The sequence below is a fragment of the Campylobacter concisus genome, from assembly GCF_002913745.1.
GTDB classification, from domain to species: domain Bacteria; phylum Campylobacterota; class Campylobacteria; order Campylobacterales; family Campylobacteraceae; genus Campylobacter_A; species Campylobacter_A concisus_R.
Map to the genome: position 1 here is coordinate 47,697 of NZ_PPCG01000021.1, position 16,289 is coordinate 63,985.

A 16,289-nucleotide genomic window follows, 5' to 3' on the forward strand; every position below is an offset into this window, starting at 1 on the left:
ATGAAACCTTTATTTAAGTATTTAGTAAATATAATTTTGGGCAATTATAACATAAAAATAAGGCACAAAATGATAGTTACTAGATTTGCTCCGTCGCCTACTGGATACCTACATATAGGCGGACTTAGGACAGCTCTTTATAATTATTTATACGCAAGAGCTAACAATGGAAAATTTCTGCTCCGCATCGAAGATACTGACTTAAAACGAAACTCAGAAGAGGCAACACAAGCTATAAAAGGGGCATTTGCTTGGTGTAAGCTTGATCACGACGGCGAAGTGACCTATCAGTCAAAGAGATTTGATCTTTACAAAGAGTACGTTAAAAAGCTGCTTGATGAAGGCAAAGCCTACAAATGCTACATGAGCAAAGAGGAGCTTGAAGAGCTTAGAGCTAGCCAAGAGGCAAGAAAAGAGCGCCCAAAATATGATAATAGATATAGAGATTTTACTGGCACGCCTCCAGCTGGTATCGAGCCAGTCATCCGTATAAAAGCCCCGCTTAGCGGCGAGATCGTCATACATGATGGCATAAAGGGCGAGGTTAAATTTAAGGTTGAAGATATCTTAGACGACTTCATCATCGCTAGAAGCGACGGCACGCCAACATATAACTTCACAGTTGTGATAGACGATGCGCTAATGGGCGTCACAGACGTCATCCGCGGCGATGATCACCTCTCAAATACCCCAAAACAGATCGTTCTTTACGAGGCGCTTGGCTTTAAGGTGCCAAAATTTTATCACGTCGCTATGATAAACGGCGAGGACGGTAAAAAACTTAGCAAAAGGCACGGCGCGACTGACGTTATGGAGTATAAAAAGATGGGCTACTTGCCTGAAGCGCTCTTAAATTTTCTCGTTCGTCTTGGCTGGAGCCACGGCGATGATGAGATTTTTACTATTGAGGATATGCTTAAATACTTCAATCCAAACGATATCAACAAAAGCTCAAGCACCTACAACGCTCAAAAGCTTGACTGGCTAAATTCTCACTATATAAAAACTTTGCCTTACGAGAGACTAGCGCACGATATGCTCGAGTTTGGCGTGGATTTTAAGGCTTTAATAAAGGGCGAGCTACTATTAAATTCGCTCCGTGAGAGATCAAAGACCTTGATCGAAATGGCAAATAGCGCAAATGCTATCATCAACACTCCAAAAAGCTACGATGAGAAAGCGTGGGCTAAATTTATAAATGAAAATAGCAAAGAAATTTTGGCGAAATTTGCTCAAATTTTAGACCGTGACCTTGATGCTAAAGGCTATGAGGAGCTAACTAATAAATTTTTAGAGCAAAATGGCTTAAAACTAAAAGACCTAGCTCAAGCCTTAAGGATAGCGCTAACTGGCTCAAGCGTGAGCCCAAGTATCTTTGAGGTGCTTGAAGTAGTAGGTAGCAACGAGATAAAAAACAGAATACAAAATTTATTAAAGGAAGAGAAATGACACATGTAACTAAAGAAGAGGCACTAAACTACCACATCGGCGGTAAGATCGAGATCAGGGTAAAGACACCTTGCGAGACTTCAAGAGACCTTTCAATGGCCTATACACCAGGCGTTGCTGAGCCATGCCGTGAGATAAATGTAGACACTGAGCTAGCTTATAAATATACAAATAAAGCAAATTTAGTAGCTGTCATCACCGATGGCACGGCTGTTCTTGGGCTTGGCGACATCGGCGCTATCGCTGGTAAGCCAGTTATGGAGGGCAAGTCAGTTTTATTTAAGAAATTTGCAAACGTTGATGCCTTTGACATCGAGCTAGACGAGCACGATCCTGATAAGATCGTTGAGATTTGCAAGGCTCTAGCTCCGACATTTGGCGGTATAAATTTAGAAGATATCCGCGCTCCAAAGTGCTTTGAGATCGAAAGAAAGCTTCAAGAAGCAGTCGATATCCCTGTAATGCACGACGATCAGCACGGCACAGCGATGATAACAAGCGCTGGCATTATAAACGCGATGGAAATTTCTGGCAAAGATATATCTAAGATAAAGATCGTAGTTAGCGGCGCTGGTGCAGCGGGTATAGCTTGCGCAAAGATGTATAAAGCACTTGGCGCAAAACACATCGTGATGATAGATAGCAAAGGCGTCATCCACTCAAAAAGAACAGATCTAACTCCAGAAAAGGTTGAATTTGCGCTTGAGACTGAGGATAGGACTTTGGCTGATGCGATGAAAGGCGCTGATATGTTTTTAGGTCTTTCTAAGCCTGGCGTTGTGACAAAAGAGATGGTCGCGTCGATGAACAAAGAGCCTATCATCTTCGCTTTGGCAAACCCAGTGCCTGAAATCTTCCCAGAGGACGTCGTAGCTGTAAGAGATGACGTTATGATGGGCACAGGCAGAAGCGACTATCCTAACCAAGTAAATAACGTTTTGGGATTTCCATTTATCTTTAGAGGCGCGCTTGACGTTAGGGCTAAAAAGATCACTGAAAATATGAAAATGGCTGCAGCTAAAGCGCTTGCACAGCTTGCAAAAGAGCCAGTGCCAGCTGAAGTTTTAAAAGCAAGTGGCGTTAGCGAGCTAAAATTTGGCAAAGAGTACATCATCCCAAAACCATTTGACAAGCGCGTGCTAACAGCGGTCGCTCCAGCAGTTGCAAAAGCTGCAGTTGAAGATGGCGTAGCGAGAGTAAAAGATTTTGACATTGAGGCTTACAAAGCCAAACTTGCAAAAGGTTTTTAATCAAATTTAGCCCAAATTTTGGGCTAAATTCTTCTCTTGGCATTTTGTAAAAGACAAACCTTGTAAAAACAGTAAATTTAAGGACAAAAAATGCAAAACGTGAAGCTCATCTCACACCCATTGATCGAGCATAAATTAACCATTTTACGTGATAAAAACACCCAGCCTTTTCAGTTTCGCATGCTAGTTGATGAGATCAGCTACCTTATGATCTTTGAAGCGACTAGAAATTTAAAGGTAAAAGATGTCAAAGTCCAAACTCCAGTTGCGGTGGCAGACGCAAAGAGGCTAACTACAAAGGTGATGATATGCCCTATCTTAAGGGCTGCTCTTGGCATGCTTGATAGCGTCTTTACCATCATACCAGATGCGAGCGTTGGTTTTTTGGGCTTTCAGCGAAACGAGGAGACAGCGCAGGCTGAGTTTTTCTACGCAAAGCTTCCAAAAGACGCAAAAGAGCGCATGGCTATCATCATCGATCCTATGTTTGCGACTGGTGGCACGGCGATAGACGCGGTTAAGTTTTTGCGTGAAAAGGGCGTTAAAGAGATCAAATTTATCTCTATCATCGCTGCACCTGAGGGGCTAAAGAGATTTAGCGAAATTTACCCAGACGTCGAGGTCTATACGGCATCGATCGATGAGAAACTAAATGAGAAAAACTACATCGTACCAGGTCTTGGTGATGCTGGCGATAGAGTTTTTAACACTCTTTAAGGGCAAAATTTGAACAAAAGACTTTTGCCAGCTCTAGTCGCCTTTGTTATTGCCATCATCATCGGTACCTTCTTTTTTTCAAAAGAGGGCGGCGAGGCAAACAAAAACGCTCAAATTTTACTTGAGCAGCTAAACAAAGAGGGGCAAAAGAGCCAGAGCCTCGCAGAAAACGGCTCATACACCTCAAAAGATAAGGTCGCACTTTATATCTATAAATTTAACAAGCTACCAAAAAATTTCATAACCAAAAAAGAGGCAATGACTCTTGGCTGGGACGCAAAAAGCGGAAATTTATGGCAGATAAGCGGCGGCAAAAGCATCGGTGGAGATAGGTTTTCAAACCGAGAAAAGAGGTTGCCTGAGGCTGATGGTAGAAAGTGGTTTGAGTGCGATGTGAATTATAATGGTGGCAGGCGCGGCGCTGAGAGAATTTTATACTCAAACGACGGGCTTATCTACTACACGCCCGATCACTACGAGCATTTTTACCTGCTTTATGAGAAGAGGATGCAATGAAAAGCGTGAGTTTAGATGCCAAAAAGATGCTCAAAAAAGAGAAGATGCATGAGTATTTTGCTAAGAAATTTGACCTGCCAGAGTACTACGGCAAAAATTTAGACGCGCTCTTTGACTGCCTTTGTGAGATAAATGAGCCAACGCTTATAAAGCTAAAAAATGAAAATGCTTTGGATGATGGCACAAAAGAGAGCTTAACCCAGCTATTTCGCGACGTTTGCAACGAAAATGAGATGGTTAAATTTGAGCTTGTAAAAGATGAAAAATGATATTTGGAAAGATTGATTATCTAAATTTACTCCCCTTTCACGTATTTTTAAAATCAGCCCCACTAAGCTCTCAGATAAAAAAGGCGATCGAGTTTAAAAAAGGCGTGCCAAGCAAGCTAAATAGAGCCCTAAACGCTAGAAAGATCGACGCTGCGGTTATCTCAAGCATAGCTAGTAAAAAGGCAAATTTAAAGAAGCTAAATTTTGGAATAGTCGCCAAAAAAGATGTAAAAAGCGTGCTTGTGCGCAAAAACTCAGCCCCAAAGCCAGATCCTGCCTCGGCTAGCTCAAACGCCCTAGCCAAGGTGCTTAAGCTAAATGGCGAGGTGATCATAGGTGACAGGGCGCTAAAGGCATACTTAAGCGAGGGCAAAGAGTGCTTTTACGACCTTGGTCAAATTTGGCACGAAAAGACAAATTTGCCCTTTGTTTTTGGTAGATTTTCTTACGTAAAAAATGGCTCGTTCTACAAAAAACTGGTCGCAAAATTTTTGCAAAAAAATGTAAAAATTCCAAACTACATCTTAGCCCAGTATGCTAAAAGTCGCGACATAAGCGAGCAAGATATCAAGTGGTATCTTAAATTTATAAGCTACAAAATAGGCCCAAAAGAGCAAAAATCACTCCGAAAATTTTTTAAAGAAGATAGATTGTTAAAAGCAGAAAAAAAGAATTAAATTTTTTATAGCTTCTTAGTAGGCACCAAGAAGCTATAAAAATTTTAGTGATGCATATGCATGTTAGTTGAGTTATCATCACTCATCTGTTGCATATCCATCATCATCTTGTGGTGATCATGCATCGGCATATCTGCTGGCATGTTCATTGGCATATTCATCCGCATATCCATCGCGCCATCATTAGCCTTGTAGCCAGTTATAGTAGGATCAACCATGCCAAATATCATAGCGACGTGTCCGACGATCAAGAAGAAGATAAGCAGGCAAAAGTGAAGCTTTAGCTTTGCCTTTTGGCTTGCGTTTTTATAGATCAAATTTAGCTCTAAAAGCGCGATGCCAAGAAGTGGGATGACGCCGATGAGATATGAGTAGATAGCGATAATATCGGCATATCCGCGCCATTTTATACTTGGATAAATTTTTGCTAAAAAGTAGATTACAAGAGCTGTAAAATAGACCCCAAGCACTATGCCAACAAATTTGCTAACGGCCTTAAAGCCAGCGTTTTTGCCGCTATCCATGTGATACATCGTGAAAAACTCCATCGCCACTAAAAGCTCCGCAAGCCCCATAGGTATCACCATGTAGAGGATTAGATTGTAAGGTTGATTGAGCGATAAAAGCTCCATGTAGTGTGTCATTACCATTGTAAATCCTTTGTAAAAATTTAAAGAAATTTACTACCAAAGGGCTAAGATAGTTAAAAAATATCAAGAATAGTTGTGAGATTTAAGCGGATGTTAAATTTACTCCTAGCTAGGCTAAGAGTAAATTTAAGCTAGTCTTTAAACTCGTGTGAGATGACTGGGGAGAATTCCTCCCAGTGAAGCTTGGTTTTAATAGTTGGCATCTTGCTTTGAAATGGCTCTTTTTTAAGAGCTGCCATAGCGACGCTATCGCCTTGTGGCTTAGCTGGCGCTTCTACGCTTAAAACGGCTCTTTCAAGCTCGATGAAGTCTTTTAAGATGAGCGCATAGGAGCGGAAGAAATTTGCATTTTTATGAGCTAAAAGTAGCGAGCCAAACTCATCTACAAATAAATTTAAAGTCTCGCTAAAAAGCTTGTCGCTGATATTTTTTGCGCCATTAAATTCGTCATTTAAAAACGTAGCCATCGCTAAAAATATAAAGCCAACGTAGTCTTCGCTATCCTTGCAAAGCTCCTTATCACGCCTATATGGGCTAAGGTTTAGGCAGTGTATCACCCTAAGTCTAGCCGCGCCGTTATCTCTGCCCTCTTCATAAAATGAGGCGCTTAAAGGGATATTTGTAAAGCCAAAAAGAACCTCATTTTGCTCATTTACAAGCTCTTTAAAGCTAAATTTATCTAAATTTGCAAATGCCTCTGCGCTTTGCTCGCTCAAAGGATTTTGCGCTAGGTAGCTTAGCTGCTCTCTCCACCTTGCAAATTTCTCATCGCTAGTGTGAAAAAATAGCGGATAAGCTAAAAATTCGTAAAAATATGCCCTTGCTTTTGTGATGTTTTTATCCATTTAATAAATCCTCTCTCATCGCGTTTAGTTGGGCTTGCACCATGATCTTTGCCTTGCAGTCGGCACAGCAGTAAAGAGCTTTTATCTTGGCTCTGTCGTTGCCAAAACGTGGCTGCATGATCGCTGCGATCTTCTCGACTGCTTTTTTAGTCGCAAACTCTTTTCCGCACTCCACGCAAGCAAAAAGCTCATCATGCGCAAGCTCGCTATAAACGAAGCTCTCAGGCTTAAGTGCTAGTTTGCCAACTTCAAGCGAGATGGTGTTTTTCTCAGCGCAGCTTAGCTCGCAGTAGCCACAGGCGGTGCAGACGCTTGGGTTAAATAAAATCGAATTTGTCTTCTTGTCAGCCACCAAAGCGCTTACGTTACAAGCGCCGACACAGCTAAGGCAGAGCGTGCAAGTTTCAGCGTTTATCTTAACCTCGCCATATCTTATCATCTCGCCGCTTTTTACCACGCCAAGATCATCACTACCTACGATAAACTCAAGCCTTTTGGCAAAAATTTCTCTCTTTGGCAGTGCGTATTCGTTGATAGAGTGCTGAGAGCCGTCTATTAGTTTTGCTTTTTTAAGTGCGCTTTCAAGCTCGGCCTTATCTTTTGCGTGGTATATCGCTTGCTCTTTAAATTTAAGCTCATAAATTTGATTTAAGATGCTAATGGCGTCTTTTTCGCCCTTGCCAAGGCTCTTGCTATATAAAATCACACTTGCACCACTTTCTTGAAGGAGCGTCAAAAAGTGCGTTTGGCTTAGCAGATGCGGGGCTAGGATGACAAAAGGTAGGACATTTTGCGGTAGGCTCACGTTAAGCTCTTCTAAATTTATCTCTTCAGATATGATGAGAGAGACCTTATCTTTGTAAAGCTTAGCGATAGTGGCAAATGAGCTTTGTGGCATGAGCGTTGAGTCTAGCGAGCCGCTAGGGCAGACGCTGATGCAGTTTCCGCAGTTTGTGCAATCTATCGCTGAAAAGACAAGGTGCTTTGTCTCGTCCTCTTTTAAGATAGCAACCGTTGGGCAAACCTCGGCGCAACGTCCGCAAATTTCGGTCCTGCGCTCGTGATACTGGCAGATAGAAGAGTCATACTGCGTAAAGCTTTTGTATCTAAATTTTGGGCTTTTTGCATTTAAAATTTCAAGCACTTTTTCATCTTTTAACCCTGAAATTTCGTAGCAGCCGCTTTGTTTTAGCATATAATCCCTTGCGTTTTCAACTAAGAAAAAGTCGCAATCAACCTCAAATTCATCATTTGCTCTAAGCACCAAAACGCTTAGCTCGCCAGCAGCGCCATATATAAATTTAACCTCAAAGTGCGTGAGCTCAATCACTTTGTAGCCATTTTCTTTTAGTAAATTTGCTAGCTCTTCGCGGCCTGAGTTGCTTACTATCACGACATTTTTGCCGACCTCTTTTTCGTAATCCACATCCTTTGCCATGTCAAAGGCGCTCGCTCTTGCCTCGTAGAGTAAAAGTGTGTTTTTGGCTTTTTCTAAGACGCTTGCGGTGGTATTTTTAAGGTAGAAATTTATCTCAGGTGCGATGATGTTTGCTTTTAGCTTTGGAGAGTTTGAGACTAGATAGTCGCCATTTTCGTTGTTGATCTCTATCTGCTCATTTAGCATCAAAGCATCGACAAAATAGTTATAAAAGCCAAATTCTTTCATTGTTTCTCCTATTATCAAAAACGGGCTTATTCTAATATTAATGGGATTAATAGACTCTGAAATTTATATCCTTCTTTTTGCTCTAAGTTTTAATTTATAATATTTTTATGTTAAAATCACGCCTTGGTAAAACTAACTTACTAGGAGCGCAAATTGAACGATTTAAGAAATATCCCACAAGTTGATAAGATCATAAAAAATGAAGCATTTTCGGGGCTTGATACGAGTTTAGTCACTATGCTTGCAAGGCAAATTTTAGATGAAATAAGAGCTAAAATTTTAAATGAAAATGCAAGCTTTAGCGGAGAAGAGATAATAAATTTGGTCCTAGATGAGTACTATAAATTTAATGAAGCAAGCCTTCAAAGAGTGCTAAATTTAACCGGTATCACCATACATACAAACCTCGCTAGAAGCGTTATCGATAAAGAAATTTTAAAGCGAGCAACACCTGTTATCACTGGATACTCAAACCTTGAATACAATCTAAAAACAGGCAGCCGCGGCAACAGATACGACTACGTTGGCTCGCTAATAGCAAGGGCTTTTGGCTTTGAGGACGCCATCGTTGTAAATAACAACGCAAGCGCTGTATTTTTGGTGCTAAACACCTTTGCAAAGGGCAGAGAGGTGGTCGTTAGCAGAGGCGAGCTAGTCGAGATCGGCGGCAGTTTTAGAGTGCCTGAAGTGATGGCAAATGCAGGTTGTATCTTAAAAGAGGTCGGCACTACAAACAAAACTAGGCTAAAGGACTATGAAGAGGCGATAAGTGACGAGACGGCGATGCTTGTAAAGGTTCATCGCTCAAATTTTGACATCGTTGGCTTTAGCGAAGAGACCACGGCAAATGAGCTAAGCGAGCTAGCAAGCAGGCAAAATTTGATAGATTATTTTGACCTTGGCAGTGGATTTTACGGGAATTTGCCATTTAACTTAGACAAAAACGAGCCAGATCTAAAAAATTTAAAAGATGTTTCGCTAGTTAGCTTTAGCGGCGATAAGCTGCTTGGCGCGGTGCAGTGTGGCATCATAGTCGGCAAAAAAGAGCTCATCGCAAAGCTTAGAAAAAACCAGCTTTTAAGGATGCTTCGTGTCGATAAAGTGATCATCTCGCTTTTGGCCGAGAGCATGAAAGCCTATCTAAACAAAGAATTTGAGCTAATCACAACGCAAAAGTTGCTTCACAAAAGCGTAAAAGAGCTTGAGAACTTGGCAAATTTTATAAATAAAAGCCTAAAAACTCCGCTTGAAATAGTGCGCACACAAACCTTTGTGGGAGGTGGGGCGATGCCAAATAAAAAGATCCCAAGTGTGGCACTTGCATTTGGTGGCGACGCAAATTTAAACGAGCTAAAATTTAGGCAAAAAAGGGTGATCGGGCGCATAGAAAATGACAAATTTATGCTTGATCTTAGATCGCTTCTTGATGATGACGTAGAGACGCTAATAAAAATAATAAATGAAACGGAAGAAAAATGAGTTTAATAATAGGAACAGCAGGGCATATCGACCACGGAAAAACCGCGCTTATAAAGGAGCTAAACGGCTTTGAGGGGGACAATCTTGAAGAGGAGAAAAAGCGTGGCATAACGATCGATCTAAGCTTTTCAAATTTAAGCAAAAATAGCGAAAATATCGCGTTTATCGACGTGCCAGGACATGAAAATCTCATAAAAACGATGATAAGTGGCGCGTATGGCTTTGATGCGTGCTTGTTTGTGGTGGCGGCAAATGACGGGCTCATGCCCCAAAGCTTGGAGCACCTTGAAATTTTAAATCTCCTTGGCGTGAAATCTATAATCGTTGCGCTTACAAAGTGCGATCTGGTAGATGAGGCCACCATAAATTTAAGAAAAAAAGAAATAAGAGATGAAATTTCTAAATTTAAAAACCTGCAAATTTTAGAAATTTTCGCCGTTAGCATAAAGGATAAGACAAGCATCGATGAGCTTAGAAACTACCTCTTTACGCTAAGAGCCAAAAAGCGCGATGAGGAGGGCGTTTTTAGATACTACATTGATAGGGTTTTTAGCCTAAAAGGTATCGGAAATGTCGTAACTGGCACCGTGATAGAGGGAAGCGTTAGTAAAAACGATAAGCTTTTTAACTACGACGCTGGCAAAGAGGTGCTAGTAAGAAGCGTGCAAAGCCACGATAAATTCGTTGATAGCGCTGGAGTTAGCAGCCGCGTGGCGCTTAATCTAACTGGCATAGAGCTTAGCGAGCTAAAAAAGGGTCAGCTACTTAGCAAAAAGGGCTTTTTTAGGGGATTTAGAGAGGTTGATGCGGTCGTAACTGCTAAAAATCTCATCCACTCTCAAAGCGTGACATTTTGCGTGGGCGCTAAAAATGTGCCTGCAAAGGTGCTAATCCTTAGTCAAAAAGATGATAGCTACTTCGTGAGCTTTAAATTTCAAAGCGATATGTTTTTGAAATTTGACGAGGCCTTTGTGCTCATCTCAGATGCGCGCGTGATAGGCGGTGGTAGAGTGCTAAATCCTGTGCTTGAGCCACTAAAAAAGGCTGGCAAAATTCTCTTTTTAGCCTCGCTTTTAAAGCATGATTTTGTTGAAGCTTTTTCTATCTTAAAAGAGGCTCACAAAAATGGCTTTGGCATCATCTCTTCTTACCAAAGATTTGGTCTAAATCACGAAGAAGCCGTAGCCGTGGCCAAAAAAGTCTCAAACGTCTTTGTCGATGAAAAGGCTTTAAACATCTACGATCTAAGCGCGGTTGAGCGGATAAAATCAGCCATTAAATTTATGATAGAAAAGAATGAATTTGCTGTATTTTCAGCTCAAAGTATCAGCCTAAAACTTGCTTGGGCTAGTCAAAATTTAGCCCAAAGAGCGCTTGATGAGCTTGAAAGTATAAATTTAATCTCAAAAGATAGCGGCGTCTATACTAAAAAAGGCGTTGATCTTAGCAAGCTAAAAGTAAGGCTTGAAGAGAAAATTTATGAAATTTTAGAAAGTGGCAAGCTTGCTCCTACGGCGCCATATAATATATATGATGATTTAGAGATCGATAGGGTTAGTGGTGACAATGCCCTTAAAAAACTTACCGCAATGGGCAGGGTCATAAGGCTAGAGCATAACCTTTTTATCACTAGAAATTCACTAAAAATGGCACTTGATAAGCTAAAAGAGATCATAAAAAATCAAGGCTTTGTAAATGTCATAAACGCCAAGGATGCGCTAAATTTAAGTAGAAAATATATAATCGCCTACCTTGAGCAGCTTGATCTTGAGAGTGACATAATGAAGCAAGGAAATGATAGGGTTTTTCGCAGTTAGTATTCATTTACAAAAAGCAAATATAATCCGCCAAATTTTTAAAAAGGATAAAAATGAAAAAAGTGATCTTAGCCTCAATCATCGCGGCAACTAGCCTAATGGCAGCAAGCGATAAGCAAATAGAGGACTTCTACTCTCAAATGGTTGATAGCAGCGTAAAAGTAAAGGTAGCTGATCGTCACAAAGTGGCAGGCGACATCGAAGCTGTCGTGGTAAAACTAAGCAAAGATGGCAACTCACAAGATGAGATAGTTTTTACAAAAGGTGACTTCATCTTCCCAGACGTGATCGATCTAAAAGAGCAAAAATCATATCTAGCTGAAGTGAAAAAAGAGGTCATCGCAAAGGGAATTTCTAAAATTTATAAAGATGAAGACAAGGCAAACATCATCGTTCTTGGTAGCGACCCTAAAAAGCCAACTATCATAATGTTTTCAGACCCTGAGTGCCCATACTGTAGAGCTGAGCTAGCAAAGATCGAGACAACGCTAAAAGATAGCAACGTAGAGATCGTCCTAACTCCAGTGCATGACATCTCATCACTTCAAAAAAGCTCACTAATCTACAAAGATGCAAAAGCTGCTAAGAGTGACAGTGACAAGGTTAAAATTTTAAGAAAATACTACGCTGAAGACTACAATGTAGATGATAAGAGCGTTAGTAAAGAAGATGTCGCAAAGATCGACAATCTGCGCAAAAAATACTTTGCAGCTGGTGTTAGATCAGTGCCATTTATCGTAAATAAAAGTGATCTAAAATAACATTTTCTAGGGAGCTCTCCCTAGAATTTCTGCTACAAATAAATTTTATAAATTTAAAGTATATTTAACTATATTTTTAATAAATACTTAACATTCTTAATTAAACTTTTATATTTACTTTGCTTAACTTATAAATATGCTAAATTTACATAGTTTAACTTTAGGGTCACGAAAGCCCTAAACTAGGCTATTTTGCATATTCATAGAATTTAAAATATGCAAATTTTACATATCAATGAACCAAATTTCTCAAAAAATTTTGAGGCATAAGGAGGAAAAATGCAAGGATCAAGAAGAGATTTTCTCAAAAAATCTCTAAAAGTCGGTGCTGCCGGCGGAGTACTCGCAGTCTCAGCCGTAGCAAAAGTGACTAGTGATGACTTGGCTCCTGATGACAATGGCGTTGTCGTAGGCAAGTCAAACAAAAAAGAGGTGCTTTATAAAAAAAGCAAAAACTGGGAAACCTATTATAAAATCGCATACTAAGGGAGAAAACCATGAGTGATGCACGTATAGGAAGACGTTCATTTTTAAAGCTAGCCGCACTAGGTGCTGGCACCACAATGGCTTTTGGACAAAATGATACGATAAGACACGCTAGCGCAGAGGAGATAAAAGATCCTTTCCCTGGCTCAAAAAAGGTTAGAACTATTTGTTCTATATGCTCAGCAGGCTGTGGTATCGAGGCTGAGGTACAAGATGGTGTTTGGGTTCGTCAAGATATGGCGATGTTTCACCCGATATCTCAAGGCTCACACTGCTCAAAAGGTATCGACCAGATCGACCTTACACATAGCAAACAACGCATCAAATATCCTATGAAAAAGGTTGATGGCAAATGGCAGAGAATTTCATGGGATCAAGCTGTAAATGAGATCGGCGATAAGATGCTTCAGATCCGCAAAGAAGATGGCCCTGATAGCGTTATATTCTTAGGATCTGCGAAATTTAACAACGAGCAAGCATATTACTTTAGAAAATTTGCTGCGTTTTGGGGCACAAACAGCAACGACCACGTAGCAAGAATTTGACATAGCGCAACAGTCGCCGGTGTGGCGAATACTTGGGGTTATGGCGCGATGACAAACCACTTTGGAGATATGGCTGCAAATTCAAAATGTATATTTATAATAGGTGCAAATCCAGCTGTGGCAAACCCAGTTGGCGGCATGAAGCACACTTTGCAAGCAAAAGATAGAAACAACGCAAAGGTGATCGTAGCTGATCCAAACTTTACAAAATCAGCTGCACACGCTGATCTATACCTAAGACAAAGATCAGGCACAGATATAGCACTTGTTTATGGCCTCATCCACATCATCTTAAAAAATGGCTGGGAAGATAAAGAATTTATAAAAAATAGAACTTATGGTATCGACGAGATAGCAAAAGAGGCTGAGCACTGGACACCAGAGGTCACATCTGACGTTACAGGCGTGCCAGTTGATAAGCTAATGGAAGCTGCAAATATCCTAGCTCATACAAAACCAGGCACGGTGATCTGGGCACTTGGTATCACTCAGCACTCAGTTGGTAGCTCAAATACTAGAATTTTACCTATCCTTCAACTAATCCTAGGCAACATGGGTAAACCAGGTGGCGGCTGTAACATTATCCGTGGTCACGACAACGTTCAAGGTTCAACCGATATGTGTAACCTCTCAGATAGCTTGCCGATGTATTACGGACTAACTGACGCGGCTTGGAAGTACTACTGCCAAGGTTGGGGTGTTGATTATGATGAGTTTATCAAACGCTTTGCAGTCTCAACTAAAGAGCCAAAACAAGGTGGCACACCAGTTAAAAACACTGTTTTTGAAGAGTATTATTACCACGATCCTAAAAATCCAGAGGATAGAAACTGGAGAAATGAAAAAGGCTGGTCACTTTCAAAATGGTGGCAAGGCGTCTTAAAAGAGGAAAATACATTTAGTAGTGGCGCATTAAGGGTTCTTTGGGTTCAAGGAACTGGTCTAACATCTATGGCACACCTAGCTAAAATCCAAGAAGCAGCCTCAAAACTAGATATGATCGTAGTTGCTGAGCCATTTGTAAATGAAATTTCTATTCTTTCAGATAGAAAAGATGGTGTTTATATCTTGCCAGTGGCAACTGCCTTTGAAAATGAAGGTCACCTAAACGCTACAAACCGCTCAGGTCAGTGGAGAACAAAAGTCGTTGATCCACTTTATGAGAGCAAGGGCGATCACGAAGTTATGTTTGCATTTGCTAAGAAATTTGGCTTTTATGATGAATACGTAAAAGGCATGAAGATGGCTGTCGTAGATAGAGAGCTAAAACAAGTAAAAGATGACTTTGTATGGCCAGATGATGCGACAAACGAGATAGCAAGGGTAGGAAATTCTATCGGTTATGGCGGCAGAACTGCTGAGATGTTTAGACGTCACCAAGCAAACTGGGATAAATTTGACCCAGATACGCTAATAGGTCTTGGCGGCGAAGTAAAAGGCGAGTACTACGGCAAGCCATGGCCAGCATGGGATGAAAAACACCCTGGCACACCGATACTTTACGATATGAGTAAGCCTTATGCAGAGGGTGGCTCTGGCTTTAGAAACCGCTTTGGCTTAGAGCATAACGGCGTTAGTCAGCTAGCTAGCGAAGAGAGCACACTTGTTGGCTCAGCTATAAAAGGTGGCTACCCACAAATCACAAAAGATAATATAGAAAAAGTCCTAGGCATCACTCTAACTGAAGAAGAGAAAGCTAAGATAGGACCAAGCTGGAGTATGGACTACAGTGGTATCATCTTAGAAAAATGCCGTGAAAAAGGCGTCGTGCCGTATGGTAATGCAAGGGCTAGAGCTATCGTTTGGGAATTCCTTGATCCTATCCCAAAACATAGAGAGCCTATCCACTCACCACGCTGGGATCTTGTCCAAAAGTATCCGACATTTGATGATCAAGCTAGAAATTTCCGTGTTTCTACTAGATTTAAGTCAGAGCAACAAGCAAAAGACTGGTCAAAAGAGTTTCCTATCGTATTTAGTACGCAACGCGTCGTAAATTTAAGTGGTGCGGGAATGATCGAAAGAACAAGTAAATACCTCTCAGCTATCACGCCTGAGATGTTTGCTAACGTCCATCCTGAGCTTGCTTTAAAATACGGCATAAAAGATCGCGATATGATGTGGATCCACAGCCCACAAGGCACGAAGATCAAAGTAAGATGCTACCACAGCTATATGGTAACTCCAGATAGAATTTGTATGCCTTACAACTTCGCTGGCGTTATGCAAGGTGTTGATCTCTCAGCTCGCTACCCAGAGGGCACTAAGCCTTATGTCATCGGCGAGAGCTTTAACACAGTTACTAACTACGGATTTGACCCTGTTACTCAAATTTCAGAATTTAACGCAGGTCTTTGCCGCATAGAAAAAGCTGAGGAGAACACCTTTAAAACATCGTTTTATCACGAGTATGGCGAGAGAGACGCCCTAGGTAAAGAGTAAGGAGAGAAAAATGGCAAGAATGAAATTTTTTGTAGATACTAATAGATGTATCAGCTGCTATGGATGTCAAGTCGCTTGCTCTTCTGCTCATGAGCTTCCAGTAGGAATTTATAGAAGAAAGGTTATCACACTTCACGATGGTATCGAGGGCAAAGAGGTTTCAACTACTATCGCGTGTCAGCACTGCACCGATGCACCTTGCGAGCAAGTTTGTCCGGTTGATTGCTTCTACATTAGAGCTGATGGCATCGTGCTTCACGATAAAAACAAGTGCATAGGCTGTGGATACTGCTTATATGCTTGCCCATTTGGTGCGCCGCAGTTCCCTAAAGACGGGGCATTTGGCGTAAAAGGCGTAATGGATAAATGCACTATGTGCGCAGGCGGTCCAGAGCCAACTAACTCACACGAGGAGAGAGAGCTTTACGGTCAAAACAGAATGGCCGAGGGCAAAGTTCCTATGTGTGCGGCTATCTGCTCTACAAACGCGCTTTTAGTTGGCGACGCTGCTGAGGTTTCAAATGTATATCGCAAACGCGTCATGCTAAGAAATACAGGACTAAACGTATAACAATAAGGAGGGCGCTTGCTCTCCTTTTAAATTTATAAAATTTAAATTATCTTTATGATTTTTATAATCTAAAATTTTATCAATAATTTTTCTTATCTATTAAAATTAGCAAAAATATATAACTTTTTTATCTCGATATGAAATTTTAC

The 16,289-nt window shown here is 40.9% G+C and carries 15 protein-coding genes and 1 pseudogene; 13 read left to right on the forward strand and 3 right to left on the reverse strand.

The genetic code is table 11. The features are described 5' to 3' along the window. Positions 1–69 precede the first annotated feature (69 nt). The 6 genes from gltX (at position 70) to CYO90_RS02685 (ending at position 4,878) form a co-directional block, all read left to right on the forward strand. The gene (gene gltX, locus CYO90_RS02660; RefSeq protein ID WP_103578356.1) at positions 70–1,449 is read left to right on the forward strand and encodes a glutamate--tRNA ligase; all 1,380 of its coding nucleotides are present in this window, start codon (positions 70–72) and stop codon (positions 1,447–1,449) included. Next, positions 1,446–2,699: a malic enzyme-like NAD(P)-binding protein gene (locus tag CYO90_RS02665; protein WP_103578357.1), complete on the forward strand. Its 1,254-nt coding sequence runs from the start codon at positions 1,446–1,448 to the stop codon at positions 2,697–2,699. The genes gltX and CYO90_RS02665 overlap by 4 nt, the downstream gene beginning before the upstream one ends. A gap of 90 nt (positions 2,700–2,789) precedes the next feature. Next, a complete protein-coding gene (gene upp, locus CYO90_RS02670; protein ID WP_004317747.1) occupies positions 2,790–3,416 on the forward strand; it encodes a uracil phosphoribosyltransferase in 627 nt (208 codons plus the stop codon). Between the two features lie 9 nt (positions 3,417–3,425). After that, entirely contained in the window at positions 3,426–3,932 is a 507-nt protein-coding gene (locus tag CYO90_RS02675; RefSeq protein ID WP_103578358.1) for a ribonuclease domain-containing protein, read from the forward strand. Next, positions 3,929–4,201 (forward strand): barstar family protein, encoded by a 273-nt coding sequence (locus CYO90_RS02680; protein ID WP_103578359.1) that lies wholly within the window; start codon positions 3,929–3,931, stop codon positions 4,199–4,201. Before CYO90_RS02675 ends, CYO90_RS02680 begins: the two co-directional genes overlap by 4 nt. Further along, positions 4,198–4,878 carry an MqnA/MqnD/SBP family protein gene (locus CYO90_RS02685; protein ID WP_103578360.1) on the forward strand — a complete coding sequence of 227 codons (681 nt, stop codon included), beginning with the start codon at positions 4,198–4,200 and terminating at the stop codon, positions 4,876–4,878. The genes CYO90_RS02680 and CYO90_RS02685 overlap by 4 nt, the downstream gene beginning before the upstream one ends. Positions 4,879–4,922: 44 nt before the next feature. Here CYO90_RS02685 and CYO90_RS02690 read toward each other — a convergent pair whose 3' ends face one another. The 3 genes from CYO90_RS02690 to CYO90_RS02700 all read right to left on the reverse strand — a co-directional run bounded on the left by CYO90_RS02690 (position 4,923) and on the right by CYO90_RS02700 (position 8,039). Beyond that, positions 4,923–5,528, reverse strand: a complete 606-nt coding sequence (locus CYO90_RS02690) for a DUF6803 family protein (RefSeq protein ID WP_103578361.1) — start codon at positions 5,526–5,528, stop codon at positions 4,923–4,925. 131 nt (positions 5,529–5,659) lie between these two features. Then, positions 5,660–6,373, reverse strand: a complete 714-nt coding sequence (locus CYO90_RS02695; protein WP_103578362.1) for a TorD/DmsD family molecular chaperone — start codon at positions 6,371–6,373, stop codon at positions 5,660–5,662. Further along, entirely contained in the window at positions 6,366–8,039 is a 1,674-nt protein-coding gene (locus CYO90_RS02700) for a 4Fe-4S dicluster domain-containing protein (protein WP_103578363.1), read from the reverse strand. Before CYO90_RS02700 ends, CYO90_RS02695 begins: the two co-directional genes overlap by 8 nt. Before the next feature lie 153 nt (positions 8,040–8,192). Between CYO90_RS02700 and selA the strand changes: the two genes are divergently transcribed. From selA to fdh3B, 7 genes and pseudogenes are all read left to right on the forward strand, one after another. After that, positions 8,193–9,518, forward strand: coding sequence for an L-seryl-tRNA(Sec) selenium transferase (gene selA / locus CYO90_RS02705; protein WP_103578364.1), 1,326 nt, complete (start codon positions 8,193–8,195; stop codon positions 9,516–9,518). Continuing rightward, positions 9,515–11,335, forward strand: coding sequence for a selenocysteine-specific translation elongation factor (selB, locus tag CYO90_RS02710; protein ID WP_103578365.1), 1,821 nt, complete (start codon positions 9,515–9,517; stop codon positions 11,333–11,335). The genes selA and selB overlap by 4 nt, the downstream gene beginning before the upstream one ends. 53 nt (positions 11,336–11,388) lie before the next feature. After that, a complete protein-coding gene (locus CYO90_RS02715; protein WP_004317675.1) occupies positions 11,389–12,096 on the forward strand; it encodes a thioredoxin domain-containing protein in 708 nt (235 codons plus the stop codon). Between the two features lie 279 nt (positions 12,097–12,375). Further along, positions 12,376–12,582, forward strand: a complete 207-nt coding sequence (locus CYO90_RS02720; RefSeq protein ID WP_009294906.1) for a twin-arginine translocation signal domain-containing protein — start codon at positions 12,376–12,378, stop codon at positions 12,580–12,582. Positions 12,583–12,659: 77 nt separating this feature from the next. Further along, positions 12,660–12,854: pseudogene (locus CYO90_RS10435) on the forward strand (hypothetical protein); the annotation flags it as partial. Between the two features lie 60 nt (positions 12,855–12,914). Then, the gene (locus tag CYO90_RS02730) at positions 12,915–15,569 is read left to right on the forward strand and encodes a formate dehydrogenase subunit alpha (RefSeq protein WP_429827813.1); all 2,655 of its coding nucleotides are present in this window, start codon (positions 12,915–12,917) and stop codon (positions 15,567–15,569) included. Between the two features lie 10 nt (positions 15,570–15,579). Beyond that, on the forward strand, positions 15,580–16,140 hold the full coding sequence (fdh3B, locus tag CYO90_RS02735) for a formate dehydrogenase FDH3 subunit beta (RefSeq protein WP_021092752.1): 561 nt from the start codon (positions 15,580–15,582) through the stop codon (positions 16,138–16,140). Positions 16,141–16,289: the final 149 nt, after the last annotated feature.

Coding starts and splice junctions, on each gene's coding strand:
- CYO90_RS02700 (WP_103578363.1), bottom strand. CDS start 8,039: ATGAAAGAATTTGGCTTTTATAACTATTTTGTCGATGCTTTGATGCTA.
- gltX (WP_103578356.1), top strand. CDS start 70: ATGATAGTTACTAGATTTGCTCCGTCGCCTACTGGATACCTACATATA.
- CYO90_RS02685 (WP_103578360.1), top strand. CDS start 4,198: ATGATATTTGGAAAGATTGATTATCTAAATTTACTCCCCTTTCACGTA.
- fdh3B (WP_021092752.1), top strand. CDS start 15,580: ATGGCAAGAATGAAATTTTTTGTAGATACTAATAGATGTATCAGCTGC.
- CYO90_RS02695 (WP_103578362.1), bottom strand. CDS start 6,373: ATGGATAAAAACATCACAAAAGCAAGGGCATATTTTTACGAATTTTTA.
- CYO90_RS02720 (WP_009294906.1), top strand. CDS start 12,376: ATGCAAGGATCAAGAAGAGATTTTCTCAAAAAATCTCTAAAAGTCGGT.
- selB (WP_103578365.1), top strand. CDS start 9,515: ATGAGTTTAATAATAGGAACAGCAGGGCATATCGACCACGGAAAAACC.
- CYO90_RS02680 (WP_103578359.1), top strand. CDS start 3,929: ATGAAAAGCGTGAGTTTAGATGCCAAAAAGATGCTCAAAAAAGAGAAG.
- upp (WP_004317747.1), top strand. CDS start 2,790: ATGCAAAACGTGAAGCTCATCTCACACCCATTGATCGAGCATAAATTA.
- CYO90_RS02715 (WP_004317675.1), top strand. CDS start 11,389: ATGAAAAAAGTGATCTTAGCCTCAATCATCGCGGCAACTAGCCTAATG.
- CYO90_RS02665 (WP_103578357.1), top strand. CDS start 1,446: ATGACACATGTAACTAAAGAAGAGGCACTAAACTACCACATCGGCGGT.
- CYO90_RS02690 (WP_103578361.1), bottom strand. CDS start 5,528: ATGGTAATGACACACTACATGGAGCTTTTATCGCTCAATCAACCTTAC.